We start from the raw sequence: 312 nt of genomic DNA on the forward strand, positions 1-312 counted from the left end.
TTGATTTTTATCATTAGTAATTTCATTTTATGTTTTATTGAGGTCAACAATTGGGTTAAAGAATGTATAAAATGCGAAGATGGAATTAATCGTATACCTTACAACGAACTGCCTTATGATTCTTATTTGTTAATAAGTGCAGCAACCACAATATTGACTGTAATATCAATTATCCTTCTGAAAAAGCAGAAGAACAATAGTTTTTGAGATTGATAAAACCCTTTAATAACTCATGTTATTAAAGGGTTTTTTATTTTATTGAATTAGGCATTTAAGAAATAATTTGTTTGTAAGAGATTGGTTTTGATATAA

General features: G+C 26.0%; 1 protein-coding gene. It reads left to right on the top strand.

Annotated elements, in window-relative coordinates:
• The coding region (locus AC4AGG_RS16875) for a hypothetical protein (RefSeq protein ID WP_489773180.1) at positions 1-207 on the top strand (207 nt) is incomplete at its 5' end.
• Between the last annotated feature and the right edge of the window lie 105 nt (positions 208-312).

The sequence above is a fragment of the Chryseobacterium sp. CG10_8 genome (genome assembly GCF_058117085.1).